General features: G+C 64.7%; 24 protein-coding genes, 1 tRNA gene and 3 pseudogenes. 8 read left to right on the forward strand and 20 right to left on the reverse strand.

The genetic code is table 11. The annotated features are described in order from the left end of the window. Positions 1–47: 47 nt before the first annotated feature. From ACNJYB_RS35765 to ACNJYB_RS35795, 7 genes are all read right to left on the reverse strand, one after another. Positions 48–911 (reverse strand): metal ABC transporter substrate-binding protein, encoded by an 864-nt coding sequence (locus ACNJYB_RS35765; protein ID WP_439371338.1) that lies wholly within the window; start codon positions 909–911, stop codon positions 48–50. Positions 912–913: 2 nt separating this feature from the next. Continuing rightward, positions 914–1,783, reverse strand: a complete 870-nt coding sequence (locus ACNJYB_RS35770; protein WP_439371339.1) for a metal ABC transporter permease — start codon at positions 1,781–1,783, stop codon at positions 914–916. A 6-nt stretch (positions 1,784–1,789) separates the two neighbouring features. Continuing rightward, positions 1,790–2,545, reverse strand: coding sequence for a metal ABC transporter ATP-binding protein (locus ACNJYB_RS35775; protein WP_439371340.1), 756 nt, complete (start codon positions 2,543–2,545; stop codon positions 1,790–1,792). A 2-nt stretch (positions 2,546–2,547) separates the two neighbouring features. Continuing rightward, entirely contained in the window at positions 2,548–2,784 is a 237-nt protein-coding gene (locus tag ACNJYB_RS35780; RefSeq protein WP_439371341.1) for a hypothetical protein, read from the reverse strand. 43 nt (positions 2,785–2,827) lie between these two features. Further along, a complete protein-coding gene (locus ACNJYB_RS35785) occupies positions 2,828–3,328 on the reverse strand; it encodes a hypothetical protein (protein ID WP_439371342.1) in 501 nt (166 codons plus the stop codon). Further along, positions 3,325–3,936, reverse strand: a complete 612-nt coding sequence (locus ACNJYB_RS35790) for a permease (protein ID WP_439371343.1) — start codon at positions 3,934–3,936, stop codon at positions 3,325–3,327. Before ACNJYB_RS35790 ends, ACNJYB_RS35785 begins: the two co-directional genes overlap by 4 nt. A gap of 240 nt (positions 3,937–4,176) precedes the next feature. After that, positions 4,177–4,773 (reverse strand): superoxide dismutase, encoded by a 597-nt coding sequence (locus ACNJYB_RS35795; protein ID WP_439371344.1) that lies wholly within the window; start codon positions 4,771–4,773, stop codon positions 4,177–4,179. Positions 4,774–5,015: 242 nt separating this feature from the next. Here ACNJYB_RS35795 and ACNJYB_RS35800 point away from each other — a divergent pair, with 242 nt between their 5' ends. The 3 genes from ACNJYB_RS35800 to ACNJYB_RS35810 all read left to right on the forward strand — a co-directional run bounded on the left by ACNJYB_RS35800 (position 5,016) and on the right by ACNJYB_RS35810 (position 7,542). Further along, on the forward strand, positions 5,016–5,543 hold the full coding sequence (locus ACNJYB_RS35800; RefSeq protein WP_439371345.1) for a GNAT family N-acetyltransferase: 528 nt from the start codon (positions 5,016–5,018) through the stop codon (positions 5,541–5,543). 82 nt (positions 5,544–5,625) lie between these two features. Beyond that, positions 5,626–7,011 (forward strand): MATE family efflux transporter, encoded by a 1,386-nt coding sequence (locus ACNJYB_RS35805; protein WP_439375724.1) that lies wholly within the window; start codon positions 5,626–5,628, stop codon positions 7,009–7,011. 96 nt (positions 7,012–7,107) lie between these two features. Beyond that, positions 7,108–7,542 carry a DUF2147 domain-containing protein gene (locus ACNJYB_RS35810; protein WP_439371346.1) on the forward strand — a complete coding sequence of 145 codons (435 nt, stop codon included), beginning with the start codon at positions 7,108–7,110 and terminating at the stop codon, positions 7,540–7,542. A gap of 7 nt (positions 7,543–7,549) precedes the next feature. Here the strand turns inward: ACNJYB_RS35810 and ACNJYB_RS35815 are convergent, their stop codons facing one another. Beyond that, positions 7,550–8,695 carry a DUF3095 domain-containing protein gene (locus ACNJYB_RS35815; protein ID WP_439371347.1) on the reverse strand — a complete coding sequence of 382 codons (1,146 nt, stop codon included), beginning with the start codon at positions 8,693–8,695 and terminating at the stop codon, positions 7,550–7,552. 214 nt (positions 8,696–8,909) lie between these two features. Between ACNJYB_RS35815 and ACNJYB_RS35820 the strand changes: the two genes are divergently transcribed. After that, the gene (locus tag ACNJYB_RS35820; RefSeq protein WP_439371348.1) at positions 8,910–9,281 is read left to right on the forward strand and encodes a hypothetical protein; all 372 of its coding nucleotides are present in this window, start codon (positions 8,910–8,912) and stop codon (positions 9,279–9,281) included. Positions 9,282–9,286: 5 nt separating this feature from the next. Here the strand turns inward: ACNJYB_RS35820 and ACNJYB_RS35825 are convergent, their stop codons facing one another. The 5 genes from ACNJYB_RS35825 to ACNJYB_RS35845 form a co-directional block, all read right to left on the reverse strand. Next, positions 9,287–9,496, reverse strand: coding sequence for a hypothetical protein (locus ACNJYB_RS35825; RefSeq protein ID WP_439371349.1), 210 nt, complete (start codon positions 9,494–9,496; stop codon positions 9,287–9,289). Positions 9,497–9,622: 126 nt separating this feature from the next. Further along, positions 9,623–10,345, reverse strand: a complete 723-nt coding sequence (locus tag ACNJYB_RS35830) for an SDR family NAD(P)-dependent oxidoreductase (protein WP_439371350.1) — start codon at positions 10,343–10,345, stop codon at positions 9,623–9,625. Continuing rightward, positions 10,338–11,720: a class I adenylate-forming enzyme family protein gene (locus ACNJYB_RS35835; protein WP_439371351.1), complete on the reverse strand. Its 1,383-nt coding sequence runs from the start codon at positions 11,718–11,720 to the stop codon at positions 10,338–10,340. Before ACNJYB_RS35835 ends, ACNJYB_RS35830 begins: the two co-directional genes overlap by 8 nt. After that, on the reverse strand, positions 11,707–11,952 hold the full coding sequence (locus tag ACNJYB_RS35840) for an acyl carrier protein (protein ID WP_439371352.1): 246 nt from the start codon (positions 11,950–11,952) through the stop codon (positions 11,707–11,709). The genes ACNJYB_RS35835 and ACNJYB_RS35840 overlap by 14 nt, the downstream gene beginning before the upstream one ends. Positions 11,953–12,097: 145 nt before the next feature. Beyond that, a complete protein-coding gene (locus ACNJYB_RS35845; RefSeq protein WP_439371353.1) occupies positions 12,098–13,912 on the reverse strand; it encodes a long-chain-acyl-CoA synthetase in 1,815 nt (604 codons plus the stop codon). Between the two features lie 222 nt (positions 13,913–14,134). Between ACNJYB_RS35845 and ACNJYB_RS35850 the strand changes: the two genes are divergently transcribed. Together ACNJYB_RS35850 and ACNJYB_RS35855 are read left to right on the forward strand one after the other, a co-directional pair. Continuing rightward, a complete protein-coding gene (locus tag ACNJYB_RS35850; protein WP_439371354.1) occupies positions 14,135–15,115 on the forward strand; it encodes a Bug family tripartite tricarboxylate transporter substrate binding protein in 981 nt (326 codons plus the stop codon). Between the two features lie 90 nt (positions 15,116–15,205). Then, the gene (locus ACNJYB_RS35855) at positions 15,206–15,910 is read left to right on the forward strand and encodes an SGNH/GDSL hydrolase family protein (protein WP_439371355.1); all 705 of its coding nucleotides are present in this window, start codon (positions 15,206–15,208) and stop codon (positions 15,908–15,910) included. Between the two features lie 125 nt (positions 15,911–16,035). Here ACNJYB_RS35855 and ACNJYB_RS35860 read toward each other — a convergent pair whose 3' ends face one another. The 6 genes and pseudogenes from ACNJYB_RS35860 to ACNJYB_RS35885 form a co-directional block, all read right to left on the reverse strand. Continuing rightward, positions 16,036–16,305, reverse strand: coding sequence for a DUF3551 domain-containing protein (locus tag ACNJYB_RS35860; RefSeq protein WP_439371356.1), 270 nt, complete (start codon positions 16,303–16,305; stop codon positions 16,036–16,038). Positions 16,306–16,332: 27 nt separating this feature from the next. Further along, positions 16,333–16,614, reverse strand: coding sequence for a DUF3551 domain-containing protein (locus tag ACNJYB_RS35865; RefSeq protein ID WP_439371357.1), 282 nt, complete (start codon positions 16,612–16,614; stop codon positions 16,333–16,335). Between the two features lie 168 nt (positions 16,615–16,782). Continuing rightward, positions 16,783–18,657 carry a molecular chaperone HtpG gene (htpG, locus tag ACNJYB_RS35870; protein ID WP_439371358.1) on the reverse strand — a complete coding sequence of 625 codons (1,875 nt, stop codon included), beginning with the start codon at positions 18,655–18,657 and terminating at the stop codon, positions 16,783–16,785. A gap of 122 nt (positions 18,658–18,779) precedes the next feature. Continuing rightward, positions 18,780–19,211, reverse strand: a complete 432-nt coding sequence (locus tag ACNJYB_RS35875; protein ID WP_439371359.1) for a hypothetical protein — start codon at positions 19,209–19,211, stop codon at positions 18,780–18,782. Positions 19,212–19,727: 516 nt separating this feature from the next. Further along, positions 19,728–20,000 carry a helix-turn-helix domain-containing protein gene (locus tag ACNJYB_RS35880; protein WP_439371360.1) on the reverse strand — a complete coding sequence of 91 codons (273 nt, stop codon included), beginning with the start codon at positions 19,998–20,000 and terminating at the stop codon, positions 19,728–19,730. 406 nt (positions 20,001–20,406) lie between these two features. Beyond that, a pseudogene (locus ACNJYB_RS35885) lies at positions 20,407–20,647 on the reverse strand (IS256 family transposase); the annotation flags it as partial. Between the two features lie 269 nt (positions 20,648–20,916). On the opposite strand from ACNJYB_RS35885, the pseudogene ACNJYB_RS35890 reads away from it, so the two are divergent. Beyond that, positions 20,917–22,135 (forward strand): annotated as a pseudogene (locus tag ACNJYB_RS35890) (IS110 family transposase). A 305-nt stretch (positions 22,136–22,440) separates the two neighbouring features. On the opposite strand, the pseudogene ACNJYB_RS35895 reads toward ACNJYB_RS35890, so the two are convergent. Continuing rightward, a pseudogene (locus ACNJYB_RS35895) lies at positions 22,441–23,498 on the reverse strand (IS256 family transposase); the annotation flags it as partial. A gap of 122 nt (positions 23,499–23,620) precedes the next feature. Between ACNJYB_RS35895 and ACNJYB_RS35900 the strand changes: the two are divergent. Continuing rightward, a tRNA-Ile gene (locus ACNJYB_RS35900) sits at positions 23,621–23,696 on the forward strand. Positions 23,697–23,722 lie beyond the last annotated feature (26 nt).

Consider the following 23,722-nt stretch of genomic DNA (forward strand, 5'->3'; position numbering starts at 1 on the left):
GACTTTAAGGCTTTGTCCGCGCGACGCGAGGCGGGGTGGCCCCTGCCTTAATGGTCAAGCGCGCTGGTCAGGGCCTTTATATTGTGCCTGACCATGTCAATGTAAGTGGGTGCAGGGCCCTTTTCGCCGGTCAAACCGTCCGAAATCAGGGTCCCGCCGACCTTTGCGCCGGTCTCGGCGGCAATCCGGCGGATCAGGCGGTCATCGCTGATATTCTCCAGGAACACGGCCGGGATTTTCTGGGCCTTGATCTGGCCGATGATGGCCGCAATGTCCCGCGCGCTGGGCTCGGTTTCCGTGGAGACGCCCAGGGGGGCGATGAACTGAATGCCATATTCGGCGGCGAAATAGCCGAAGGCGTCGTGGGTGGAGATCACCTTGCGCCGCTCTGCCGGGATTTTGCCGATGGTCTCGCGGACCTCGCGGTCGAGCCTGTCGAGCTTTTCCAGATAGGCCTTGGCCTGGGCGCCGAAGAAGTCCGCATCGTCGGGAGCAGCTGTGGCCAGTGCGTTGGCGATGTCGGTCACGTAGATCCTGGCATTGGGCACCGACTGCCAGGCATGGGGATCAGCCGCCGAGCCGAGTTTCAGCGGCGCAATGCCGGCACTCGCGGTGACCACCTGCGCCTTGCTGCTTGCCGACTGTACGAGGCGCGGCAGCCAGCCCTCCAGCCCGAGTCCGTTGACGATGACGAGCTTCGCTTCCGCGACCCGCTTCGCGTCGGCTGGCGCGGGCGTGTAGACGTGGACGTCGCTGTCGGCCCCGACCAGCGTCGTCAGGTTGATGCGGTCGCCACCGACATTGCGAACGAAGTCGCCGAGGATCGAGAAGCTCGCAACCACATTGAGCCGCTCCGCGGCGTGCAGCGGCGAGGCGATCAGCAGGAGCGCGCAAAGCAGGATATGCCGCATCGTCAGGCTTCCAGATGCCGGCCGGGAAACAGCTGCCGGACGATGCCGCCGACGCGGCCGAACAGCACGGAGACGACGTAGAGCACGGCCGCGACGAGAATGATCGCGGGACCCGAGGGCACCCGGGTCTGGAACGAGAGAACGAGGCCGGCATAGCCGGAGACGGCAGCGGCCACCACGGCGATGCAGATCATCGCGGTGAGATCGCGCGACCAGAACCTGGCGATGCCCGCGGGCAGGATCATCAGGCCCACCGCGAGCAGCGTGCCCAGCGCCTGAAATCCGTTGACGAGGTTGATGACGACCAGCGCCAGGAAGGCGAGATGCGCGGGGCCACCGGCCCGGCTCACGGTGCGCAGGAACAGCGGATCGACACTCTCGATCACCAGCGGGCGGTAGATCACCGCGAGCACCAGCAGCGTCACCGTGGCGTTGAAGGCGACCACCAGCAGCGTCTGGTCGTCCATCGCGAGGATGTTGCCGAACAAGACATGGAGCAGGTCGATATTGGTGCCCTTGATCGAGACGATGGTGACGCCGAGCGCGAGCGAGGCCAGATAGAAGGTCGCGAGCGAAGCATCCTCCTTCAGCCCGGTCGAGCGCGCGACCACGCCGGCGAGGATCGCCACCGCAAAGCCGGCGATCAGGCCGCCGGCCGTCATTGCGAACAGGTTGAGACCGGAGAGCAGGAAGCCGATTGCGGCGCCGGGCAGGATCGCATGCGCCATGGCGTCGCCGACGAGGCTCATCCGCCGCAGCATCAGGAACACGCCGATCGGCGCGCCCGCCAGCGACAGTGCGATCACGGCGGCCAGCGCCCGCCGCATGAACTCGAATTCGGTGAACGGGCCGATCAGCGCGTCATAGACCATCTGATATCAGGCCGCCCGCGAACTGATATGATCGGCCGCGCAGGCCGCGGCGGTATCGTCGAAGGCCTCGCACATCCGCATCGCGACCATCAGATTCTCCGGCGTCAGCACCTCCGCGGTCGGTCCCCAGGCCACGGGACCGCGCGCCAGCACCAGCGTCTGGCTGAAATGGTTGCGTACCATCTCCATGTCGTGCAGCGCGGCCAGCACCGTGCGGCCCTCGCCGTGCCAATGCTTGACCAGCGCGAGCAGGTCGGCCGTGGTCTTGCTGTCGATGGCATTGAAGGGCTCGTCGAGCACGATCAGGCTCGCATCCTGGAGCAGCACGCGCGCGAACAGCACGCGCTGCATCTGCCCGCCGGAGAGCGTGCCGATCGGGCGGTTCTCGAAGCCATTGAGGCCGACGGACGCGATCGCACGCAGGATCCTGTCCCGCGCTGCCTTGCCGATGCCGCCGAACAGGCCGGCCTCGCGCCACAGCCCGGTGCCGACGAAATCGAACACCGAGATCGGGAAGCTGCGGTCGATCTCCGCGCTCTGCGGCAGATAAGCGATGTCGCGGGCATCGAGCCCGCCGAGATGAATGCTGCCCTCGAGCGGCCTCAGGATGCCGACGATGCCGCGCAGCAGGGTCGACTTGCCGGCGCCGTTCGGGCCGATCACGGCAACCAGCGCGCCCGGGGCGACATCGCCGCTGAGATGATGCACGGCGGGATGCCGGTCATAGCCGAGCGTGACGTTGTGGAAATGCAGCGCCGACATCCTCACCTCATCGCCAGGAAGACCACGCCCCACAGCACGGCACAAACGGCGAGCGCAGCCGCGAGGCGGCCCGCCATGGTCATGCGCAGGATCGACCAGGGCGCCGCCTGGGCCGGATGCGGCGAGGCCGCATCATGGACATGGGCGTGGGTATGGTCGTGCCCATGCGCATGCGCATGGTCGTGGGAATGGCCGTGGGCATGGTCGTGCTGGTGGGCGTGGGACGCGGCGGGAACCATGCCAGAACGTTATAATATAACATTACCCCTGTCCACGCCGGGCTCAGGGCTTCCCGATCACCATGGCGATGGCGGCAGCCACGAACGGGAACGGCACCGAGACGGCGCAGCGGAACCAGACGAAGCGGGCCGGCATGAACGGGATTTCCCACAAGATCACCCGCTGGAAGGCAAACAGCGCCCAGGCGACGACATAGGCGACCACCTGGGGTACCCCGCCGCCGGACTTCAGCGCGACCGTGCCGATCGAGAAGCCGATCACGGGGCCGCCGGGGGTGGCGGCGCCGGCGACCACGGCGGTGGCAATCCCGAGCCAGCCACTGTCGGGGCCAAGCCAGCCGGTGATCACCTCCTGCGGAATGATCGCAGCGATGTAGCCGGAGCCGATCACGCCAAGCGCAATCCGCGGCACGATGTTGATGAAGTCCATCGAACCTTCGCGCAAGGAGGCCTTGAACACCGGTGGGCCACGGCGGAAGGCGATCAGCCCGACGCCGAGCACCGAACCCCACAGCAGGATGTCGATCAGAAGCGCTGCGCTCAACTCTCGTCGTCCTTCACGAGCGGCTTCGGATAGAGCCGGACATAGACGAAGCGGCCGAGGGCGCCTGCGAGCACCGGCAGCGGCAAGGAGATCAGGATCCGCCACAGCGTGAAATCGGTGCCCATGATCGGAATTTCCCAGGCGACCGCCCGGCCATAGCCGATCAGCGTCCAACTCACCACCATGGCGATGGTGGCGCCGAAATCGGCGCCCACCGCGAGCAGCGCGCTCGCCACCGGATAGGCGGTGAAGGGGCCGCCGGGCAGGATCGCGCCGAAGGCGGTGCCGATCAGAAGGCCCATCAGGCCGGATTTCGGCCCGAGCGAGCGCGAGACCTTTTCATGCGGCAGGATCTCGGAGATGAAGGCCCCGAGCAGGCAGCCGGCCAGCACACGCGGCAGGATGCCGCCGAAAAGGGACAGATCGTGGGTGAGGATGTCGAGAACACCGTCGGTGCCGTCGCGCCGCCAGACCAGCGCCGCGCTCACCGCCACCAGGGCCGCGATGATGATCGTCGACCAGCCGATCGGCTTGCGCACGCGCCCCGGCCGCGGCTCGGACTCCGCGTCCTCGGCAGGCGCCGGATTGTTCGGGGAAGGTTCTGACAACGGCTCGGTCGTATCGGGGGTGATGCCCCTCCTGATTAAGGGCGGCATCGAGGTGATGCAAACGGAACGATGACAGACCCGTGCGCGAGCCGCGCAAAGCAATTCCGCACAGCAAAAAAGGCGGCCGCGCGAGCGACCGCCCTTGTTGTCATTCCGGGCGCGCGAAGCTCCTCGCGGACTGACGTCCGATGGATTCCGGGCTCGGCGCTGATGCGCCGCCCCGGAATGACGGAGTAAAGCTTACGCCTTCTGGAACAGCGACTCGACGTATTCCCAGTTCACGAGGTTCTCGACGAACGCCTTGAGATAGTCGGGACGGCGGTTGCGGTAGTCGATGTAGTAGGAGTGCTCCCAGACGTCGCAGCCGAGGATCGGGGTGGCGCCATGCACCAGCGGATTCTCGCCGTTCGGGGTCTTGGAGATCTCCAGCTTGCCGTTCTTGACCTGGAGCCAGCACCAGCCGGAGCCGAACTGGCCGACGCCGGCGGCCTGGAAGTCGGTCTTGAACTTCTCGAAGCCGCCGAGGTCCTCGTTGATCTTCTTCTCGAGCTTGCCCGGCAGCTTGGTGCCGCCGCCATTGGGCTTCATCCAGCTCCAGAAGTGGATGTGGTTATAGTGCTGGCCGGCATTGTTGAACACCGCGGGGTTCTTGCCGAACGAGCCCTTGACGATCTCCTCAAGGGACTTGCCTTCCCATTCGGTCCCCTTGAGCGCGTTGTTGCCGTTGGTGACGTAGGCCTGATGATGCTTGTCGTGGTGATATTCCAGCGTCTCCTTCGACATGTACTGGCCAAGGGCGTCATAGGCGTAAGGGAGTGGGGGCAGCGTAAAGGTCATGGGTTCTTGTCCGCAACTGGTGGGGAACGAGTTCTAACGGTCACCCCTTATAGAAGGTTCCGCCGCCATTAAATACCTCTGAATTTGCGAAAAGGCGTGATGGGGCGGCCTCGCCCGGATGCACAAATCCGTCGCAACGGGCCGCGGTCGATCGAACCTGCGGTTCGCCATAAAATATCATTGCCTTTGAAGCGCTTAAGACAGAACAAACGCGCCACGAAGCGGAGCTGAAGGACGACGCCATGAGCATCGAGATCGACATTTTGAACGGCGACGCCTCATGGCCGATTGCGGAGCCGTTGCATCAGGCGGTCTGGGGACCGCACATGGTCGCGGGCAAGCCCTGGGCACACGTCAAGTGGGACAACGCCCATCTGCGCGTGCTGCTCGAGACGCCCGAGGACGGCCTCGTCTGCCACGTCGGTGTCTACTTCCGCACCGTCACCTGGAATGGACAGAAGGTCCACGTCGGCGGCATCGGCGGTGTCTGCACACGGGAGGACAGGCGCGGGCGCGGCTACGCGACGATCGCGATCGACGCGGCTGTGCATACCATGCGCGCCAACGAGGCGGTCCGCTTCGGGCTCCTGTTCTGCGAGCCGCACAATTTCGCGTTCTACGAGGCACGCAAATGGCAACCGTTCAAGGGTGATGTCTTTTGCGAGCAGCCGGAGGGGCGGATTCGCTTCGACTACATGGCGCCCTACGTCTTCGACATCGTACGGGCCCCGACGCGAGGCACCATCGACCTATGCGGCCTGCCCTGGTGAGCCCTGCGTGAGACGGGGGCTGGCGCAGGCCTCGCGCGCCTATAAGATGTCGCTCATCATCCAATATTCCGCACCGTGGCACATGACGATCGACGCTCCCATAGACGCCGTGCCGCCCCCAGCCCCGGTCGCCTCCCCCATCGCGAGCCTGCTGACCGCGCCGATCCTGCCGACGCTGCTGCGGCTCGCCGTCCCCAACATGATCGCGATGGTCGGCAGCACGGTGGTTGCGATTGCCGAGACCTCCTACATCGGCCGGCTCGGCACCGTTCCGCTGGCTGCGATCGCGCTGGTGTTTCCGTTCGCGATGCTGACGCAGATGATGAGCGCGGGCGCGATGGGCGGCGGCGTCTCGTCGGCGATCAGCCGGGCGCTCGGCGCCGGCAATTGCGAGGGCGCCGCGACGCTGGCGCTGCATGCCGCCATCATCGGCCTGTGCGGTGGACTGTTCTTCACGGTAACGATGCTGGTGTTCGGTCGCTCGTTCTTCATGCTGCTCGGCGGGCGAGAGCGCGTGCTCGAAGAAGCCAGCGGCTATTCACAGGTGCTGTTCTCCGGCGCGGTCGCGATCTGGCTCGTCAACACGCTGGCCTCGGTGATCCGGGGCACCGGCGACATGCGGCTGCCTTCGATGATTCTGATCGGAGCGAGCGTGCTCCAGATCGCGCTCGGCGGCACGCTGGGGCTCGGCCTGTTCGGCGCGCCGCAATTCGGCATGCCCGGCGTTGCGAGCGGCCAGTTGATCGCGTTCGGCTGCGCCATGATCTTCTTGCTCTGGTATCTCCTCTCCGGCCGCAGCCGGCTGCAATTCGACTTCCGCGCCTTCCATTTCGAGCGCGCGATGTTCCTGGACATCCTTAAAGTGGGCGCGGTCGCCTGCCTGTCGCCGCTCCAGACCGTGCTCACCATCCTGATCTTCACGAAGATCCTCGCGACTTTCGGCACCGAGATGCTGGCCGGCTACGGCATCGGCTCGCGGCTGGAGTTTCTGCTGATCCCGATCACCTTCGCCTTCGGCATCGCCTCGGTGCCGATGGTCGGCATGGCGATGGGCGCCGGACATGTCGCGCGCGCGCGGCGCGTGGCGTGGACGGCAGCGGCGGCCTCGGGGCTTGCGGTCGGCACGATCGGCCTCGTCGTCGCGTTCGATCCTGCGCTGTGGGTGTCGCTGTTCACGCGCGATCCCGGCGTCACGACGGCGGCGCACAGCTATTTCCACTGGGCAGGTCCAGCCTTCGTGTTCTTCGGCATGGGCGTATCGCTGTATTTCTCCTCTCAGGGCGCCGCACGGGTCGGTGGCCCGGTGCTGGCCTCCACCGCGCGGCTGCTGATCGTCGCGATCGGCGGTATCGGCCTCATGACGGCGCAGGCGCCGGCTTGGACGTTGTTCGCGCTGGTTGGCGGCGCCATGGCCGTGTTCGGGCTGCTGACCGCGGCCTCGGTCGCGTTCGTGCGCTGGGGCAAATGAGCGCAGGCAAATCACGCGCAGGAAAGTGATTCAATCAGGCGTTGCACTATCCGGCCGGACTGCTATGGAGGCGCCTCCATTTTTCAGGGCCGCTCCATGTTCAGCAGATTCGCCATCCTCTCCGTCATCCTGACTGCGCTGCTTGGCGCGACAGCCGCGCACGCGCAGAGCGCCGACGGGACCTGGCTCACCCAGGCCGGCGATGCCCGCGTCAGGATCAGCAAGTGCGGGGGCGGCATCTGCGGCCACATCGTCTGGCTACGCGAGCCCATGGACACCGCGACCGGCCAGCCCGCAACCGACAGCAAGAACCCCAATCCCGCGCTCGCCAAGCGCCCGATGATCGGCCTGCCGCTGTTCAGCGCCATGCAGCCCTCAGGTCCGAACAAATGGTCCGGCCAGATCTACAATGCCGATGACGGCAGCACCTATGCCAGCAGCGTCACGGTGACGGGCGCGGATTCGCTGCGGGTCGAAGGCTGCGTCGGCGCACTTTGCGGCGGCGAGACCTGGACGCGGGCGGGGCGGTAGTCCGGCCTCACGCCCTCATCGCCTTCAGCGCCGTCGCCGCCGAGGCGTAACCTCCCCGCGCGCCGTCGATGAAATGGACGTGGTCGCTGCGCAGCGCGGACGGCGTGAAGCAGGTCATCATCGCGGCATCCTGCCGATAAAGGCCGTAGCGCACGATGCCGTCGCGCGCGGCGGCCGCGAGACGATCGCTCAGCGCGCGCTCGAGCTGCGGCGTGCAGTCGAGAATCATGCGCAGGCCATCATCATATTTGCGGAAGTCAGAGTTATCGACGACCTGCCGTTTGTAGAGGCTGGGCACGAAACCGCCGATCCTGATGTCGAAGCGCATGATCAGATAGGCGAACAGCGTATAGGCCAGCACGCTGGCTCTGCGCGCGAGCAGCGGACCGCCACGTTTGGTGCGCGCCTCAAAGTCCAGCCCCTGCGGCGGCCATTTCAGCGGCGGCCCCTGCGGCGGCACCGGGCGGCCGCCCTCCGGGCTGCGCTCGACGAGATGGATGATGTCCTCGATCACCTTGCGGAAGGCATGCGGATCGGCGTCGCGCGCGGGCATCACCAGCACCGACAGGATCAGGCCGCGCGCGGACGGCATCACCTCGAACCGGCAGGAGAGACCCGAGAGATCCGGCTGCGTGCCTGAGGGCGCTTCCGTCACGGCGAACTCGCCGCGCTTCATCGCGGCATCGGCCCAGGCGAGCCCGCCGCCGGAGAACATCGCATAGGACAGGTTCGGCGACGGGCCGAAACGCGCGACGCGCACGTCGAGCCCCTGCGTCCGGATGGCGCTCACCGGCACCAGCGCGATGCGCATCTTCAGATCGAGACCCTCCCGCACCCAGGTTGCGGTCGCGGCCAGCGCCTCGCGCGCAGCATCGAGATCCGAAGGCGCGACCGCAAAGCTCGCGCCGTCGCCGCCGAATACGAACGGAAATTCCCGCCCCTCCAGCGCATTGGTCACCGCCGCGATCACGGCCGCGCCGGCCATGTTGACCGCCTTGTAGCGCTGCGCCGCGATCGCCTTTGTGGAATCGACGATGTCGGCGACACCGATGCTCCAATCGTCCGGCAGCGGCACGTAGAGCGCGGGATCCATCAGGCTGGTGAAGCCGCGGAAGACGGGAATGCCGCCGTAGAAGGATTCGCCTGATGTCATCGGGTGATGCCGGATGGTTGGGACGCGTCCGAAATCAGATACGTGGCAGGGTCGATCGGGGTTCGCTTCCCGATCATTGGCCGAAATGGAGCCGGACAACAAGCCGCTCCGCGCCGCAATGCCGCAGTTCGTCATTGATCGGCATCAAACAGCCGTCCGTAAATGACGTTTACGGTCGATCCATCTGTAACGGTCGCGCGCGGGGACGATCAGGGTGTCCGATTTCGGCAGCAAGGATCCGGTACGTCGGCGCACGGGGCTCGACGCAATCAGTGCGGTGAAAATGCCGGAGATGCTCACCGCCGCCGTCGATGCCTGGGCCGAGGCGCATCAACTGTCGCGCTCGGATGCCATCTGCAAGCTGGTCGAGCTCGGCCTTAAGATCGCGCCCGCCGCGCCGGCATCAGCACACTCGGTCGCATCGGAGGCCACCCGGATCGAGGAGCTGGCGGTGCACGAGATCGCGCGCCTGCTCGATCCGGCATTGCCCGACGACGAACGCGAGCGCCGCATCCGCCGCCTCACCGAGGGGCCGCCGGAATTCTCACACGAGCGGATTGACCTGCCAAGGCAGCATCGGACCTGAAGCGTTTAGTGCACCTTCTCGTCCTGGCGCTTGCGCAGCGTGGATGCAGGCACGTCGTGGCAACCGACCAGACGCACGAATTGCTGCGGGTACATTTCGTAGCCATGATCGCCGGAATTCTGATGCGACATCGGCGGACAGCGGATGTCATCCGGCTTCGTGCACGATGGCTCGGTCGGAGCCTGACTTGAAGCGGTCATGTTTGAAATGGCCATCGACTGCTCCCCTGCGGTTAGGGCAGATCGATTGACGTAACCCAATCGATTGCGAGGCATCTTACGACCAAATCCGGCTTGCTGTCATTGCGCCGGATCAACTCAATTATGGCAGCCCGGTTCCCATTACGCCGTGTTGCCCGCATCGATCGTGAACACGGTACCGGTGACATTGCGGCCGCCCTCGCCGAGCAGGTATTCGACCATACGCGCGACGTCGTCCGTCTGCGGCAGACGGCGCAGCGCGCTGCGGCCGGCGATGCGCTTGCGGCCTTCGTCCGACAGATTGTGTGTCAGCTCGGTGTCGATGAAACCGGGCGCGATCGCATTCACGGTGATGCCGAGCTTGCCGACCTCGCGTGCGAGCGAACGGGTGAAGCCGGTCGCGGCCGCCTTGGTCGCCCCATAGACGGAGAGGCCGTTATAGCCGGTGGTCGCGATGATCGAAGAGATATTGATGATGCGACCGGCGCCATCAGCCATCATCTGGCGCACTACATATTTGGTCAGGATGATCGGCGACAGCACGTTGAGCTGCACCAGCGCCTCGATCTCGGAATTGTGCATGGTGGCGAGCAGGCCTTCGGTGCCAAGGCCGGCATTGTTGACGAGACCGTAGATCGGACCGAATTCATCGCGCACGAGCTTTGCGAAAGCCGGGATCGCGTCGATCACGGCGAGATCGCAGGCGCGGAAATGCAGGTGGCCGTCGGATTCGGCAATCGCAGCCTTGAGCTCGTCGCTCTCGCGCCGCGCGGCCGCGATCACGTTGAAGCCGGCGCCGACCAGGCGCCTGCCGATCGCGAGCCCGATGCCGCGGCTGCCGCCGGTGACGAGAACATTATGCATCGGTGCGCGCCAGTTTTCCGGCCGGGGTGACGTCGAGCGCCTCGACGAAGCGGATCACCGCCGGCACCTTGTGGGACGCAAGCTGGGCGCGGCACTGCTCCAGGATCTGATCGCGGATCTCCTTCACCCGCGCCTGATCGGTGCCCTCAGCGAGGATCACGTCGGCGACGACGATGCCGCCGGTAATCGGGCTCTTGCGCGATTTCGCCCGGGACATCCGCACATCAGGATGACGATTGATCACCGCTTCGATCTCCTCGGGGTGGACCTTCAGTCCGCCGATATTGATGATGCCGCCGCGTCGGCCGACAAAATAATAGCGGTCGCCGCGCAGCTCGACAATGTCGCCGCTGTCGACGAACCCGTCGGAATCGGTGAGCGGGGCGGTATTGCGGCCGATGTATGCATGCGCCGTGCGGGTCGAGCGGAGGCGCAGCGAGCCGTCCACGACCTTCATCTCGACGCCATTGCGCGTGCCGAGATAATTGGCCGGAAAGCCTTCGAGCCCGTCATTGACGGCGAAGCCGACGCCGGCCTCGGTCGAAGCATAGGCGTGGCCGACGGAGGCATCCGGGAACGTAGCCTTCAAGCCGTCGAGCACGGCCTGATCCGCGATCTCGCCGGACAGACGAACGTAGCGCGGGGCAAATTGCGCAGCCGAACCGCTCATCAGGAGCTTGCGCCAATGCGACGGGGTCCCCGAGATGTGCGAGACGCCGCGCGCATTCAGCCGCGCGATATGATCGGCGAGCGCCTCATGCGGATCGGACAGCACCAAGGAGCCGCCGGAGAGGACGGCGCGGAGGAAGATTTGTAGGCCGCCATAGCGGCGGATGTCGTAGAACGTGGCCCAAACCGGCGCAGGTCTGCGCGCGGGGCCTTCGGCGACGATGGCGCCGGTCAGCGCTTCCAGCGTATGGCCCGCGATCTTCGGCACGCCTGACGTGCCGGAGGTGAGCATCAGCCATTCGGTGGCACGCTCCGTCTGCGCGGGCGTAGTGGCTTGAATCGGCAATTGTGCGGTGATGACCAGCGGCACGCTGGTCTCGGCCCAGCGATCGGGCTCGTCGGTGACGACGGCATCGATCCCGGCATCGGCGATCAGCGCTTCGAGATACGACGGATTGAGATCGGGCGGACAGAGCAGCATGCGGCTGGCAATACCGTCGAGCTCGATCATGGCAAGGCCCGACCGGAGCTGGTCGGACAGCTTGAGCAGCACGGCGCGGCCCGACAATTCGTGCAGGCGGCCGCCGAGAACCGTGTGCGACAGGATGTCGGTCAGCGACACGACATCGTGCGCATCGGAGATGGTGCGGTCCTTCAGCTCCGCGTCGAGATGGTCGCGGAGCGCGAAGATCTCACGCGGGGACATTTTCGTAGGCCCGCACGAAATCGCCCACCGTGGCGGGGAACGCTGCGTCCTCGGAAATGGTGAAAGGGTCGACGCCGATCTCGTCCTCGAGACGCGCGACCAGGATGGCGAAGGCGAGCGAGTCGAAACCCGTCTCGTGCAGGGACAGATCGTCCGAGAGCGCGGGAAGCGTGACGTGCTGCTCCTTGGCGATCTGCTGGATCGCCTCGATGACCTTGGACTTTACCGACATGGCTGGCTCGCTTTTGTTATGGCTCGTCCGTGTTGCGGCGGCTCTTGATCACCGCCTCCCCATGGCCGTCTGTTTACCCGACAGAAGTAAATGGCTTCTTGGACAATTCAGATAAAATTGGACCTATCTCCCGATTTTGGTTGCGCTACAGCCGGATTGCGCCCTCCGAGATTGCCGCATACGCCTCCCCGTCCAGCGCGACGTAGGCACCGGATTTCGGCTCGAGCATGAACAGTGGATCGGAGATCGCGCCCGGGTCGAAGCCCTCGCGGGCGAGCTCACCCTTCTTCTGCTTGAAGGTTTCGGTGGCTTCGAGCTCGCACGAGATGCGGATGAAGACCGGACGGGCGTAAGTCGGCAGGCGCTGGGCGAGATGGGCAGGCAGTGCGGCGATGTCGAAGCCCTCGTTCACGACGATCGCGCTCATGCCGGCGCGGCCGTCGGTACCGGGGACACGGACGCCGTAGGTGGTGGCATCGGCCACGCCGGTGAAATCGCGCACGGCATCGTTCACCTCCGAGGTCGCGACGTTCTCGCCCTTCCAGCGGAAGGTGTCGCCGATGCGATCGACGAAATGGAAGAAGCCCTTGTCGTCGAGCCGCATCAGATCGCCGGTGCGGAACCAGGCATCACCCTTGGCGAAGACGTCGCGCAAAATCTTCTTCTCGGTCTCACCGGCATCGGTGTAACCCTCGAAGCGGCCGCCGCCCTGATCCGCGGTGCCGATGCGGCCGATGGCTTCGCCTGCCTCGCCACGGGCGCAGGCGAGGCAGAAGCCGTCTTCATTACGCAGCGGCGCGCCGCTGTCGGGATCGAGCTTGACGAGGCTGGCCGGAAAGCGATGCGCAAGCAGCGGCGGAATGCGGCCGATCGCACCGGCCTGGCCCTCGACGTTGAACAGCGAGAAATTGCCCTCGGTCGCCGCATAGAATTCGAGGATGCGGGGAATGGCGAAACGCGCCCGAAAATCTTCCCAGATGTCGCCGCGCAGGCCGTTGCCGCAGACGAGCCGCAGCCGGTGCCGGTTCTCGTATTCCGACGGCGGCGCCTTGAGCAGATAGCGGCAGAGCTCGCCGATATACTGGAACAACGTGCAGTCGTGCCGCACGATGTCCAGCCAGAAATTCGAGGCCGAAAATTTTTCGGCGATCACCACCGAGCCGCCGGCAGCGAGCATGCTGCAGGGCGCGACGATGCCGCCGACCGAGTGAAACAGCGGCAGGCAGTCGTAGAGGCGGTCCTGCGGCGTGGCGCCGGTAAGACCGGCGAACCAGAAACCCCAATTGAGGATGCGGCGATGGCTGATGCTGGCCGCCTTGGGCAGGCCGGTGGTGCCGGAGGTGTAGATCAGCAGCGCGCGGTCATCGATGGTGACGCCGCCATGCTCCTCCGCCAGAAGCGGACCGTCGGCGAGCGCGGCAAGCGCGACATCGATGGCGCGCTCGCTGCGGGCATCGCCATGGGTCCAGATCTTCGCATTCGTCTTCAGATGCGGCTTCGCGCTCTCCAGCGTCGGCGTCAGATCGCGCGCGACGATGATGTGCAGGGGCCTTGCGACATCGAGGCAATGCGCGAGCGATTGGCCGACCAGTTTTGTATTGATCAGCGCGACCACGCCGCCAACGCGGCTGATGCCGAGCCACGCCGCGACATAGTCGATGCCGTTCGGCATGATCAGTGCGACGGTGTCGCCCTTGGCCACGCCGACGGAGCGCGTCCAGCGCGCATAGCGGTTGATCCGGTTCGACAGGCTCTCATAATCGAGGCTTGCGTCATCCGTAACCAGCGCGATGCAGTCAGGCTGACGCCGCGCCCAATCGTCGACGACATCGGCAAACAGCCGGCCCGGAAGCGTCTCGATCCGCGCCGTGAGCTCGATGGCCTTCAGCCAGATCCTGGATGCCGAGGGCGCGCGCACGGCTTTCGCTTGCTCGATGACGCCGGTGGTCATGCCATTCATTCTTTCGGAACGTGTCTGCTCGTTTGGGCAGCTTAGCTGGCGCGCCCTGCCCAGGTGTTAAGAGACAAGGTAAAAGCCGGTTAGTGCGCGATTAACTCTAGTCATCCTTTACCAAGCCGGCGAGAACGGCGTGCGAGCGCACGACCTTTGCAATATCTCATCACGTACGGAAGCTCCCTCTCCCCTTGTGGGAGAGGTGCAGCGAGAGCGGGGATGCAGATCATGATCACCAGACGACATTTCCTTCCAACCTCTGCCTTTGCCGCAGCCACGCTCGTCGCGCCGCGTGCGTTTGCGCTCGGCAACCCCTCTTATCCCTCGCGCAGCGTGAAATGGGTGGTGCCCTATGCGCCGGGCGGCGCGACGGACGTGCTGTCGCGGCTGGTCTGCCAGCGCCTGTCCGAACGGCTCGGCCAGACTTTTGTAGTCGAGAACAAGCCCGGCGCCGGCAGCAATATCGGGACGCAGGCCGTGATCGCCTCGGCCCCCGACGGGTACACGCTGCTGCTGACCTCGACCGCGAACGCGATCAATGCCTCGTTCGATCCGGCGCTGCCGTATGATTTCGCCAAGGGCATCGCGCCGGTGGCAGGCCTCGCGCGGATCCCGCTGGTGCTGGTCGTCAACAACGATCTGCCGGTGAAGAGCATTGCCGACTTCATCGCCTACGCCAAAGCCAATCCGGGCAAGATGTCGATCGCCTCCTCCGGCATCGGCACCTCGCTGCATCTGTCCGGCGAGTTGTTCAAGTCGCTCGCGGGCGTGCAGTTCACCCATGTGCCCTATCGCGGGTCGGCGCCGGGCCTGACCGACGTGATGAGCGGCCAGATCCACGGAATGTTCGACAACGTCACCTCGTCCTTCGAGCTGGTGCGCGCGGGCAAGCTGCGGGCGCTCGGCGTCACCACGCGTGAGCGCTCGGAGATCCTCCCCGACGTGCCGCCGATCGCGGACACGCTTGCCGGCTATGAGACGAGCTCGTTCTACGGCGTCGGTGCGCCCCACGACACACCGCTCGAAATCGTCGACCTTCTCAACGGCGAGATCGACACCGCCCTGTCCGACGCCGAGATCAAGGCCCGCGTCGCCGAACTCGGCGCGATCCCGCTGCACGGCAACGCCGGCGCGTTCGGCGGCATGCTGACGGCGGAGACCGAGCGCTGGCGCAAGGTGGTCGAGTTGTCGGGGATCAGGAAGGAATAATGACCCAGCCTCGCCGCGGCTAGGCGATCCCGGGCAAACGGGTTATTCTTTGCTACTCTGCGTTGTTCGAAGTTTGAAGGGAGGCGACCCGTGGCTCTCGATCCCTCGGAATTTCCCGTCCAGGCCGCGCCGTTCGAGCAGCCACTGACGAATTTCGCCGCCCGCGTGAATGGTGGGCAGGCCAGGGTGATCGCGATCGGCTCGTCGACCACGGCGGGCGAAGGCGGTATCGCTCCCTATCCGCAGCGGCTGCTTGCGGCCCTCCGGATCAAGTTTCCAAATGTCGCAATCGAGGTGATCAATCGCGGGGTCGGCGGCGAAGACGCGCCTTTGGAGTTGAAGCGGTTCAATCACGACGTCTTCGACCTGAGTCCCGATCTCGTCATCTGGCAGGTCGGCACCAATTCGGTGTGGCAAGCCGACGGTCCCTCGTTCGCGGACACCACGAGGGCCATCCGTGACGGTGTCGACCAATTGCTCGGTGCCGCGCGGATGGACGTGATCCTGATGGACCTGCAATATGTGCCTGCAGTGCTGACACCGGCCAAGCGCGAGAAGGCGGAGGCCATGGTCGAGGCGATCGGCCGGATCGCGCATGAGAAGGGCGTCAACGCCTTCCGCCGCTTCGCGCTGATGAAGGCCTGGTACGAGGTCGCGCAGATCTCGTTCGACCGCCTGGTGGACCCGGGCGATGATACCAGGCTGCACGCCAGCGACTGGACCACGGACAAGATGACCTGGCAATTGGCCGACGCGATCGCCGCCGCGACCAGCAAGGCGCCTCACGGCACCTGAAGCGCGATCCGCAAAAAGGAAGCGCTAAAGCGCGATGAGATTTGGGTGAATCGTCATCGCGCTTCAGATTATTGTTTGCCCATGATCTTTCCGGAAAACCGCTTCGCACTTTTCCGGATCATGCTTCAGCCGCTTCTCCAGCGGCGCGGACGCGGCGGCGGTGCGTTGAGCGGATAAAGCGGATTGAGATCGCAGGTGGCGGCACGGCCCGCGGCCGTGCCGCGGCACTGCGACAGCGATGCGAAGGAGCAATCGTACCATTCCCCGCCGCCGCTGTTCGCGCCTGAATAGACGTGCATGCAGACGGGAAAACGTGGGTCAAAAGTCTGCGCGTGCGACGGCGCGGCTGCGAGCACTGCACCGACGATCAAGACCTGGCCGAACGAGACACGCATGAAGAACGCTCCTGCGCTCCGGATTGCTCAGTACACCTTCTTGTGACGCCTGCGCGGAGGCGGCGGCGGTTCGTCGAAGGCGTAATAGGGATTGAGGTCGCATGTCGCGGAGCGGCCCGACGCCGTAGCGCGGCACTGCGGCAGCGAGGTGAAGGAGCAATCGAAATAATCGCCGCCGCCACCGCCGAAGCCGCCCGGCATGTAGACGTGCATGCACACCGGATAGCGCGGATCATAGGTCTGCGCGGCGGCCTCCGCCGCAGCAAACAGCGTGGCAATCGCGGTAAGGGTCAGGAGCGGCAAACGCATGGAGACATCCTCGAATCGGTGGCGTCGGCAGATCCGATGCCGGCGGCCTCCTATGGCATAACACCGCGCCGGAGGCGACTGTTCCTGGGGGCATATGCCGGCAGGGCCTCTCGCGACGCCGCCGTCATGGCCGGGCCCTGCCATGACGACCAACGAAGCCGCGCGAAGCTAGCCGAGCCCCCGCAGCACCAGCCGGTTCAGCCTCGCCGCAAACGCCGCCGGATCTTCCGGCAACTCGCCGTCCAGGATCTGCGCCTGCTCGAGCAGCAGCAGGCTGAGATCGTCGACGACTTTGGAGCCGGCCTGGGCCCTGGTGATCGCGCCCACCATCGGATGGCGCAGATTGATCTCGAGCACCGGCTTGGTGCGCATGCCGCGGTTCTGCTGCGACAGGATGCGCTCGAGCTCGCGGCTCGGGCCCTGGCTGTCCGCGACGAGGCAGGAGGCCGAGCTGGTGAGGCGCGTCGAAGCCTTGACGTCGCTGACGCGCTCGCCGAGCGCGGCCTTGATCACGGCGATGGTGGCCGCTTCATCGGCAACGGGCTCGTCCTTCTTCGCCTCGTCCTTGTCGTCGAGGCGCGGGATCAGGTCGAGATTGAGATCGCCCTGGCTCAGCGACTTCAGCGGCTTGCCCTCGAACTCGGTCGGCATCGAAGTCCAGAAGGCGTCGACGGGATCCGACAGCAGCAGCACCTCGATGCCGCGGGCGGTCGCGGCCTCGAGCCGTGGGTTGGACTTGAGGCGCTCGATGCTGTCGCCGACGAGATAATAGATCTCGGTCTGGTTCGGCTTGAAATCGGCGACGACCTGTTTCAGCGACCGCTTCTCGCCCGACGTGGTGGTGAAGCGCGACAGCGCCAGCAGCTTTTCGCGACGCTCGAAATCCTCGTAGATGCCTTCCTTCATCACCGCGCCGAAGGCGTCCCAGATCTTGGCGAAGTTCTCGGCATCCTTGTCGGCGAGGCTTTCCAGCTCGGACACGACGCGGGTCGCCACGGCTTTGCGGATCTGCGCCAGCTGCGGATTGTTCTGGAGCATCTCGCGCGAGATGTTGAGCGGCAGATCCTCGCTGTCGACGACGCCACGGATGAAGCGCAGGTACCCCGGCAAGAGATCGGCATCATCGGTGATGAAGACGCGGCGGACATAGAGCTTGACGCGGCCCTTGCGGTTCGGCTCGAACAGGTCGAACGGCTTGGTCGACGGCGCAAACAACAGCACCGCGTAGGAGTAGCGGCCCTCGGCACGGTAGTGCAGCGTCATCGCGGGATCGTCGAAGGCCGAGGCGATCTGCTGATAGGCCTTCTTGTAATCCTCCGCCGTGAGCTCGGATTTCGCGCGCTGCCACAGCGCGCTCGCCGAGTTGATCTGCCGCGGCTCGCCCTCTTCGGGGACCAGCTCGATGGGGAAGAGGATGTTGTCGGAATAGGCGCCGACGATGCGCTCGATCTCGTAGGTCTGCAGGTATTTCTTGGCGTCGTCCTTGAGGTGCAGGACGATCTCGGTGCCGCGCACGACGCGCGCGGCGTCCTCCTCGCTGGCGCGTGCGATCTCGAAGCCGGAGCCGCCGGACGACGTCCAGGTCCAGACGTCGCTCTCGCCCGCGCGGCGGCTGATGACGAGGATCCTGTCGGCGACCATGAAAGCGGAATAGAAGCCGACGCCGAACTGGCCAATCAGGCCGAGACCGTCCTTGGCCTCCTTCAGCTTCGACACGAAGGCCTTGGTGCCGGAACGGGCGATGGTGCCGAGATGGTCGATCAGCTCCTGCCGCTCCATGCCGATGCCGTTGTCGGCGATCGTGAGCGTTCCGGCCGCCTTGTTCGGGATGATGCGGATCTTGAGCGCGTCGCCCTCGCCCAGCAGCGCCGGGCTGGCGATCGCCTCGTAGCGCAGCTTGTCGCAGGCATCCGAGGCGTTGGAGACGAGCTCGCGCAGGAAGATGTCGGTCTCCGAATAGACGGAATGCACCATGAGGTGCAGAAGCTCGGAAACCTCGGCCTGGAATGGCTGCGTGTGCACAGCCGTATCTGACGTCGTCATGCGTTTACCCGGTCAATCAAAGGAAAGCCCGGATATAGCGCGATGAGAGGGCGGATCAAGAGGACGTGAAGCGGTTACCCCCGCCGGCGGCGGAAGCGACGCTGCCCATGGACGATGGGCGATCAGGTCACGCAGCGGCCGGGCTGGAGCAGCTTGGCGACCTCGGTCAGGGAGCTGACCATCGGCTCGCAGGCAATCGTCGGCTTGTTGCTGCGGCCCTGCTTCTTCTGGTCCTGGTTCAGCAACGCCGGCGGCTTGGCGTTGCCGGTCTCGATCACCGCCGGGACCCGCAGCAGCACCGAGGTATCGGCCAGGTCGTTCAGCCGCATCGACACAGTGCGGGTGGCAACCGCTGCCTGCTTGATGTCGCCGAGCCGGTCGGTCTTGCCGGCCCGATTGACGTTGTGGCTCGGCTTGTCAGACTTGTCGGCGACCGCCTGCCAGCGGTCGGCCAGATCGTGACCGGAGGCGAACTGCACGGCGCCAAGCGTTGCGGCAATCGCGGCGGCGCTCAAAAATACCTTTTGAAACTGTAACTTTTGAAACTGTGACATGGCTGTCAATCCCTCGCCCCATGGCGATCAAGGGAAGAACGCAAGCCAAGGACCGGGGGTTCTCGACGGTCACGATCACTTAACCGTGTGCGAAAAGCTCGGGGGCCCATGCAAAAAAATCCGCAATAGTCTGGAACGACTCCGGCGGTCAGGAGTCGTCTCTGCAGCCGGCTATTCCCCCCTGCCCCATAAGCCGGCGACGTAGGGCGCGACTGTGGTGATGCCAGTCGCGCCTTACTTTTTCTGCGGAAATTTCCAATTGTTTCGTCACCGCCCCACCATCCGCCCCACCAGTCGTATGTACTCTCAGGAAGTCGTGGGGTTGCCTCATTGGCTGTGCGGGGAAAAGGCGGCGAATGGACGAACCAGAATCGGATTTTCGAGGACGCCGGTATGGGGAACGGGGGTTTTCGCGCAGGAGCCGAAGGATGCTCAGCCAGCTCGGAAATTCAATCGCCAATCGTCAGTTAAGCAAGCCGAACCCATCCGAAAGGAGCGGTTTGCTAGCCATCGTCTTCAACGCGGATTCCAAGGCTCGCTCTCGAGCAGTTCGTAGAGGGACCTCACGAGCACCAATCGGCGACGTCCGACACTCCTGGTATGGAGTTGTCCTGCCCCAATCAATTCGTAAATTTTGGTGCGACCCAAGCCAGTTGCTTCGCAAGCGTCGTCTATCGTACAGGTCAAGCGCTGGGCGAAGGGTATTTTGCTTCTGTCTGAATCCTTGGACGCGGCGGGCCTCTCTTCGATTTGTTCTTCGCCATTTCTCTGTCCCTGGTCGCGTCGCATGGGTCTGGCCTATCAAATTTATGGCGATAAAAGTTGCTTGTGCTACCCAAAACCGTCAATGCGAGCACACGAGGGCGGTCGGTTGCGCTAGCGCACGCCGACGCGGACCAGAAAGCGACCGGATATCAGTTTCGGGGCGAGATTATTTGTTCTTTTTTGGCGCGCCCTCGTCAAATCGTCGAGGCTGAAATTCCTTGTATCGCTGACTCCTGAATTTCCATGGAGCTGCATGCAAAGAAGCTTTTATTGCAAGGGAGCCTTCGCTTGGCGGTATGACAAGCAGGGTCGCTAGCTGGGTCTAACCTGTGGCATTGCCAGAATGCCAGCCTCGCCGTAAGCGATCCCCGCACCGCTACTGGCCAGCCTCGCGGGAGCTATCGCCAAATTTTGGTGACGGCGGGGCTGGTCAGGCGGCGGCGGTTATGGGCTGACGGTCGGTCGACTGGCGATGACCTCGATCCCATCGTTGAATGTCACACCAAGAACGAGTTTTGGCAACTGGTTGTGGCCATCGCGACGGCACCAGCTTTTCTGTGCGCCCTCGACCAGTTTGAAGACCATGGCGAGCGCGGTGCCGTTCGACAGACAACCCTTCGATCGGATGGTGCGTGGCGCTCGGCGGCGAAGGTGCTTTCGATGGGGTTGGTAACCGGTATGAGATGTCTCGGTGCCGATGTTCCGCTGCGATATTCAAGATCGTAGCGTATGGTGCGACCATCGAGACAGAGGCACCGTGAGCACGAAGGTGCGGGCAGGCCGATGCATACGATGAGCCGCGAGCTCGAGTTAGTAGCTGGCCGCCTCTGCGACTCGCCCGGTTGCGCTGAGAGCGCGAATCCGTAGTTGTCGTGTCGCCCGTAGCTCCCGTCATGTGTGTTCTGATTGGCAGGAGGTGCGAATGCGACGGGTGATTGGCATCGACGTCCACCGAACTTACGGGGAGGTGGTGGTTTGGGAGGATGGCAGGCTCCGACATGCGGGCCGCATTGATATGACGCGGACTGCGTTGGAGGGATTTGGCAAGACCCTGCTGGCCAGTGATGAGGTGGTGGTCGAAGCGACCGCCAACAGCATGGCGGTGTCGGCGGGTTCTGACGCCGTTCGTTGCACGGGTGATTATCGCCAATCCGCTGCAGGTGAAGGCGATCGCCCAGGCTCACGTCAAGACCGACAAGATCGATGCCGACACGCTCGCCAGTCTGCAGGCGGCCGGGTACCTGCCGCAGATCTGGACGCCTGACACGGAGACGGAACGCAAGCGTGGGCTGGTGGCGCGGCGCTACCAGGTCGTGCGGCATCGCACGCGGCTCAAGAACGAGGTGCATTCGATCCTGCACGCGCACCTGATCCCGAAGTGCCCGCATGCCGATCTTTTCAACTTCCGCGGCCGGTCGTGGTTGGCCGCTCAACCGTTGCCGGACGATGAGCGCGCGGCGATCGATCGGCACGTCCGTGAGCTTGACCGGCTGGCGGAAGATCTGGCCCTGCTCGACCGCGAGATCGCGCAGGACGCCATCGACGATTCCGCGGTCAACAGATTGATGACGATCACCGGCGTCAACTTGGCGGTCGCCGCCGGCATCATGGCGGCGATCGGCGACATCAGCCGGTTCAACAGCCCGCAGAAGCTGGTGAGCTATTTCGGGCTGAACCCGCGGGTGCGGCAGTCCGGACTGGGCGCCGCCCATCACGGCCGCATCAGCAAGATCGGCCGCAGTCACGCGCGCGCCATGCTGGTCGAGGCGGCCTGGGCAGCGGCCAAGGCGCCCGGTCCGCTGCATGCGTTTTTCGTGCGCATCCGCGCCCAGCGCGGCCATCAGATCGCCGCGGTGGCGTGGCCCGGAAGCTCACCGTGCTTTGCTGGCATTTATTGACGAAGGGCGAGGATTACCTGTGGGCGCGCCCGGCACTGGTCGCCATCAAGACCGCGCGCGATGCAGCTTCAAGCCGGACATCCGCAACAGAAAGGCAGCCGGCGTGGGCCAGCGTATGCCTACAACATCAAGGCATTGCGCGACCGCGAGATGTTGATTGCCGCCCAGGCAGAGCAAAGCTACGAGCGCTTGGTGACGCAATGGAAACCACGTCGGCCAAAACTCGGCGCGCGGGCGCCTCAGCTCGGCAGGACAAAATAGGGCAGCCTGGTGGCGCTAGGAGCCGAGGCGCCACGCTTCACCACGAGGTCGCCCGCGCCCGCCGAGGATAATCCCGCGTGACGGCAAGTACCAGCCAGGAATGCAGTCCCGTTCCACGCCAGCATGCCGGCGTGCTCGGGCCGGTCAAGGCCAAACCTTGCGGTGGCCGCAAACGCGGCCAGCCTTGACCGCCCCTGCGCGCGGCGGCTGCGAGATCGGTGGCCGGGACGGAAGAATGGCATGCGGCGCAGCCGAACAAAAGAATGGACGTACGCGATTTCTGCAATCGTCATCTCGGTCATGAAAAATCGCTTGTCCATCTCATCCGTCGTCCGCAAGTGTTTCCAGTGCTCGGCCGGGAAGTCGTAGAAGGCAAGCAGCATGTCTCGATCCTTGCTCAGGCAGTCGGCCGCCTTCTCGTATTTCAGCGCGTAGCTCTCGATGAAAGCGTCGAACGCCAACTCGGCGGCGACCTTCGTTTCAGCCATCCAGATCTCCTGCAACGCGCTTGGCTTTCGGCTGCTGGCTCTTCGGCAGCTTGGTGAGCACGTTTGCAGTCTTGTGCACCCAGCAGCGCTGCTCGCGCGTTTTCGGCCAGACCTCGCCGGCGGGTTTCCAGAAGCCGAGTGCGCCATATGACGAGCCGCGGCGGCACGTCGAGCCCGCGCCGCTTCAGATCGAGCGGCAGATCGCGCCAGTCGTGCGCGCTCTCGCGGGCACCATCGTTGAAGCCGACCAGTTCCTTGCGGCCTTCCCGCGTCGCACCGATCAGCACGAGGATGCACTGCTTTTCGTCCTCGAGCCGCGCCTCCAGATGGATGCCATCGGCCCAGATGTAAACGTAGCGCTTCGCCGACAGATCGCGCTTCTGCCACGCGGAGTGCTCGTCGAGCCAGCCATCCGTCAGGCGACCGATTGCGGAGGCCGACAACCCGGCAGCATCCTTGCCGAGCAGCGCAGCCAGCGCCTCCGAGAAGTCGCCAGTCGAGACACCCTTCAGGTAAAGGATCGGCAGCAGCGTCTCGATCGACTTCGAACGGCGCATGTAGGGTGGCAGGATCGACGGAGAGAACCGGATGCGGTCGGGATCGGTGGCGTCCGCCTCGCTATCACGCACGCGTGGCTGGCGGACAGCGACCGGACCGATACCAGTCATCACCTCGCGTTCCGGCAGGTGACCGTGGCGGACGACGCGCTGGTGGCCGTCCGCGGTCTTCAAATCGGCATGCTTGCCGAGAAAGTCCTCGACCTCGGCCTCGACCGCCTGGGCCAGAAGGGCACGTGCCCCGTTGCGCAAGACTTCTGTGAGTTGATCGGCGACGTTTCCTGGCTGAATCAGCTTGATGATGTTATCTTTGGACACGGCATATCGCTCCTTCGGTGGAGAAGTGGAGACGTCAAGCACCCCCACGATATGCCGCCTTTCCGATTCCCTCCGTCACCAACTTTCGGCGATAGCTCCCTTGCGGCAGCCGACTTGAGGCGGGGCCTGTAGCTCAATGGTTAGAGCCGGCCGCTCATAACGGTCTGGTTGCAGGTTCGAGTCCTGCCGGGCCCACCAAGAACATCAATATATATTATCTTACT

Source organism: Bradyrhizobium sp. SMVTL-02 (assembly GCF_051853005.1).
Lineage (GTDB): Bacteria > Pseudomonadota > Alphaproteobacteria > Rhizobiales > Xanthobacteraceae > Bradyrhizobium.

Bases quoted from the DNA above. Each gene is read 5' to 3' on its own strand.
- ACNJYB_RS35830 (WP_439371350.1), bottom strand. From the start codon at position 10,345: ATGCATAATGTTCTCGTCACCGGCGGCAGCCGCGGCATCGGGCTCGCG.
- ACNJYB_RS35860 (WP_439371356.1), bottom strand. From the start codon at position 16,305: ATGCGTGTCTCGTTCGGCCAGGTCTTGATCGTCGGTGCAGTGCTCGCA.
- ACNJYB_RS35765 (WP_439371338.1), bottom strand. From the start codon at position 911: ATGCGGCATATCCTGCTTTGCGCGCTCCTGCTGATCGCCTCGCCGCTG.
- ACNJYB_RS35845 (WP_439371353.1), bottom strand. From the start codon at position 13,912: ATGAATGGCATGACCACCGGCGTCATCGAGCAAGCGAAAGCCGTGCGC.
- ACNJYB_RS35835 (WP_439371351.1), bottom strand. From the start codon at position 11,720: ATGTCCCCGCGTGAGATCTTCGCGCTCCGCGACCATCTCGACGCGGAG.
- ACNJYB_RS35875 (WP_439371359.1), bottom strand. From the start codon at position 19,211: ATGTCACAGTTTCAAAAGTTACAGTTTCAAAAGGTATTTTTGAGCGCC.
- ACNJYB_RS35865 (WP_439371357.1), bottom strand. From the start codon at position 16,614: ATGCGTTTGCCGCTCCTGACCCTTACCGCGATTGCCACGCTGTTTGCT.
- htpG (WP_439371358.1), bottom strand. From the start codon at position 18,657: ATGACGACGTCAGATACGGCTGTGCACACGCAGCCATTCCAGGCCGAG.
- ACNJYB_RS35825 (WP_439371349.1), bottom strand. From the start codon at position 9,496: ATGGCCATTTCAAACATGACCGCTTCAAGTCAGGCTCCGACCGAGCCA.
- ACNJYB_RS35770 (WP_439371339.1), bottom strand. From the start codon at position 1,783: ATGGTCTATGACGCGCTGATCGGCCCGTTCACCGAATTCGAGTTCATG.
- ACNJYB_RS35810 (WP_439371346.1), top strand. From the start codon at position 7,108: ATGTTCAGCAGATTCGCCATCCTCTCCGTCATCCTGACTGCGCTGCTT.
- ACNJYB_RS35775 (WP_439371340.1), bottom strand. From the start codon at position 2,545: ATGTCGGCGCTGCATTTCCACAACGTCACGCTCGGCTATGACCGGCAT.
- ACNJYB_RS35800 (WP_439371345.1), top strand. From the start codon at position 5,016: ATGAGCATCGAGATCGACATTTTGAACGGCGACGCCTCATGGCCGATT.
- ACNJYB_RS35795 (WP_439371344.1), bottom strand. From the start codon at position 4,773: ATGACCTTTACGCTGCCCCCACTCCCTTACGCCTATGACGCCCTTGGC.
- ACNJYB_RS35840 (WP_439371352.1), bottom strand. From the start codon at position 11,952: ATGTCGGTAAAGTCCAAGGTCATCGAGGCGATCCAGCAGATCGCCAAG.
- ACNJYB_RS35815 (WP_439371347.1), bottom strand. From the start codon at position 8,695: ATGACATCAGGCGAATCCTTCTACGGCGGCATTCCCGTCTTCCGCGGC.
- ACNJYB_RS35850 (WP_439371354.1), top strand. From the start codon at position 14,135: ATGATCACCAGACGACATTTCCTTCCAACCTCTGCCTTTGCCGCAGCC.
- ACNJYB_RS35880 (WP_439371360.1), bottom strand. From the start codon at position 20,000: ATGCGACGCGACCAGGGACAGAGAAATGGCGAAGAACAAATCGAAGAG.
- ACNJYB_RS35805 (WP_439375724.1), top strand. From the start codon at position 5,626: ATGACGATCGACGCTCCCATAGACGCCGTGCCGCCCCCAGCCCCGGTC.
- ACNJYB_RS35780 (WP_439371341.1), bottom strand. From the start codon at position 2,784: ATGGTTCCCGCCGCGTCCCACGCCCACCAGCACGACCATGCCCACGGC.